This is a genomic window from uncultured Mucilaginibacter sp. (assembly GCF_937859865.1).
Taxonomy (GTDB): domain Bacteria; phylum Bacteroidota; class Bacteroidia; order Sphingobacteriales; family Sphingobacteriaceae; genus Mucilaginibacter_A.
The window spans coordinates 1-3,168 of the sequence record NZ_CALMAT010000106.1; the positions used below are offsets into that span (position 1 = coordinate 1).

Consider the following 3,168-nt stretch of genomic DNA (forward strand, 5'->3'; position numbering starts at 1 on the left):
CCTGTATTTTCTGCTGGTTTGGGGCCTGGTCAACCTCCTGCAAAGCTATTTTACCGAATTGCACCCCGACGAAGCTTACTACTGGCTTTACTCGCGTTTTTTGGATTGGGGCTATTTTGACCATCCGCCGATGGTGGCGTTGTTTATCCGCGCTGGTGATTCTTTGTTTCACAACGAACTCAGTTTGCGTTTGCTTACTGTTTTTAGCAGCACTTTTTCGTGGTGGGTTTTATGGCAAATTGTTAAAAAATATCAGGTAGAAGCGAAATGGTTTGTGCTGGTTGTCAGCTCCGTTTCCATCTTTCATATTTTCGGTTTTACCACCACGCCCGATGCGCCGCTTTTCTTTTTCAGCACGTTATTTTACTTCTTTTACCAGCAATATTTAGAAAAAGACAAACCCGGAATTGCCATCTTGCTCAGCCTGTCTTTAGCTGGCGCCTTGTACAGTAAATACCACGCCGTTTTACTGGTAATTTTTACGCTGATAGCAAACCCAAAACTTTTCCGCCGGAAATCTTTTTGGTTGGTTGCCGCGCTTACGCTGATACTGTTTTTACCGCATGTTTTTTGGCAGATCAACCACGGTTTTCCCTCGGTAAAATACCATTTGTTTGAGCGTTCGGCCAGTCATTACCGGTTTGAGTTTACCGCATTATTTCTGATCGGGCAATTGTTTATGGCTGGCCCATTGGTAAGTTGGTTTTGGTATAAGCAGATTGTACGTTTCCGTTCAACTGATATTTTCACCCAAACACTGTTGTTTAATTTCGTCGGAACATTAATTTTCTTCCTCGCCAATACTTTAAAAGTTGCCGTACAACCACATTGGACGCTGATTGGGTTCCTGCCTTTTGTGCTGCTGGTTTCCATTTCCCTTCAAAACAAACCGAAACCAACGTGGCTGCAACCGCTTTTGTACATCAACCTGTTGCTTCTGCTGCTGATGCGTTTGGGTTTGATGGTGAAAAACCCGATCAGCATGAAAATTGGCGTGGTAAAAAGCTATTTTGGAAACCCGCAATGGACTGAAGCGATCCGAAAAAAAGTCGGAAATGCTTACGTTATCTTCCCGGATAATTTTCAAAACCCGTCCTGGTACAGTTATTACACTAACTCGCTCCAGGGTTTTTCGTACGATTCGCGTTTTTACCGCCGCACACAATTTGATATTTGGCCGTTGGAAGACAGTTTGCAGCAGAAGCGCGTTTATTATGTAACCGACCAACCTTTACAATCAATTAAAACCGATACTTTAAACACGGCAAAAGGCATTTTTTATGGTGCTTGGATTGACCGATTGCGCACGTACCAGAAGATTTTGGTGGAAGCGAATGTCAAAGAAATCAATTCTTTTCCCGGAAAAACGGTTCGCCTCAACCTAAAAATCACCAACCCTTATACCAAACCGGTTAATTTTAGCAACGCAAACCAGCAGCACAAAGTGGTTTTGCGCGCTTATTTGATGCAGGAAGATTCGGTTTTGAGTGACCAGTTGGCACCGTCAAATTTCAATCAAATCCAACTGAAACCCGGCGAAAGTAAATTTTTCCCTTTTGATTTAAAATTGCCTTTGCAAAAAGGAAATTACACACTTTTGTTTTCTGTTATAACGCCTCCGTTTGCCGGTCCGCGCAGCAGTCCGTTTATTCCAATTACCGTTCAATAATTTGCCATGAATACAACTTTACGTTTCGGTTTCTTCTTTGCCCTGATGCTTCTTTTAGGCACTAAAAATTGTGCTGCACAAAACCTCGACATCCATTTTAACGGGTTTGGTTTTATGGACAACCGCGAATACCGTGCTTTCCCAGATCGTTCACACACGTTTTCCGGTGCCCGTGCCGCGCTTGATCTGGGCGTGAATCTGGATTCGGTCAACCATTTTCGTTTTGGCGTGAATGGCATCCACGAGTTTGGCGCCAATCCGTTTTTTTTGAAAGCCGATCCGGTTATCTACTATAATTTTACCGGTAAAAAAGGCTGGACGTTTGATATTGGTTCTTTTCCGCGCCAGGATTTAATTACCGATTACCCGATTGCCTTGCTCAACGATACTTTGCTTTATTACCGGCCAAACATCCAGGGTTTGTTAACCAGTTACCAAAGCCCGTGGGGAAAAGAAACAATTTGGATTGATTGGGTAAGCCGGCAAACCGCGACCGACCGTGAACAGTTTATTTTTGGCGCATCCGGCAAGTATTTGCCAAACCCGTCCGGCCCGTTCTTTTTGTCGCATTATTTTATGCTGCTGCACGATGCCGGTGCCGGTATTTTGCTGCCGAACGATTACATCCGCGACAACGGCGGCGGACAAATACGCGTTGGTTTGGATTTTAGCCACAAAACCTTTTTAGATTCTTTAACCATTGAAGCCGGAGGGATGATTTCATTGGAAAGAGAACGTGGCATTACCGGCCTCCAAACACCAAAAGGTTTTGTGGCCGAGCTGTTTTTAAACCACAGGCACTTCGGCTTAAAAGATAATTTTTATGCCGGGCAAGGTCACCACCTTACTTACGGCGACTACTTTTACAGCAAGAAATTGTACAACCGTTTAGATATAATTTATACGCCTTTTATTTACAATAATATTAGGGGAAGTTTTATTTTGAGTTTTCACCAGTCGCCGGGAAATTTGGGCGATAGCCAGCAGGCATTTCGGTTAACATATGATATTGGCAGGAAGAATTTGGTAAGGTTTAAGGATTAAGGAAGGGATATTCTACTAAATTTCGTCAATCACACTTTTAGAAGGTATTATCATTTTACTGAAGCAACCCAATTGTTATCTAAATCAAACTGATTAAAACCACCTTTGGAATCACTCTCTAAATGTCCAATAAATTCATTTTCTAAATTAAACAGGACAAACCCATTTTTAAAATGTGCAACTCCAAACATTATATTTTCAAGATTAAAATTATATACTTGAATTATTTTGTCGTTTGCGTCAACTATAAATCCTTCTGCATTATTGTCTAAATCAAATATGTACTTTCCGCTGTAAGAACTATTTAATCTTGGGTTGATGGAACTGTTCAGTCTTGGGTTGATGGAGCTGTTCAGTCTTGGGTTGATGGAACTGTTCAGTCTCGGGTTGATGGAACTGTTCAGTCTCGGGTTGATGGAACTGTTCAGTCTCGGGTTGATGGAACTGTTCAGTCT

At 42.3% G+C, this 3,168-nt stretch carries 3 protein-coding genes; 2 read left to right on the forward strand and 1 reads right to left on the reverse strand.

Going from position 1 to position 3,168, the window contains the following annotated elements:
• Window positions 1–1,669, forward strand: a 1,669-nt coding sequence (locus Q0192_RS10990) for a glycosyltransferase family 39 protein (RefSeq protein WP_299289529.1), incomplete at its 5' end; no start/stop codon positions are given.
• A 6-nt stretch (window positions 1,670–1,675) separates the two neighbouring features.
• Window positions 1,676–2,713 carry a hypothetical protein gene (locus Q0192_RS10995; protein WP_299289530.1) on the forward strand — a complete coding sequence of 346 codons (1,038 nt, stop codon included), beginning with the start codon at window positions 1,676–1,678 and terminating at the stop codon, window positions 2,711–2,713.
• A gap of 50 nt (window positions 2,714–2,763) precedes the next feature.
• On the opposite strand, the gene Q0192_RS11000 is transcribed toward Q0192_RS10995, so the two are convergent.
• Window positions 2,764–3,168, reverse strand: a 405-nt coding sequence (locus Q0192_RS11000) for a hypothetical protein (RefSeq protein WP_299289531.1), incomplete at its 5' end; no start/stop codon positions are given.

Bases quoted from the DNA above. Each gene is read 5' to 3' on its own strand.
- Q0192_RS10995 (WP_299289530.1), top strand. From the start codon at position 1,676: ATGAATACAACTTTACGTTTCGGTTTCTTCTTTGCCCTGATGCTTCTT.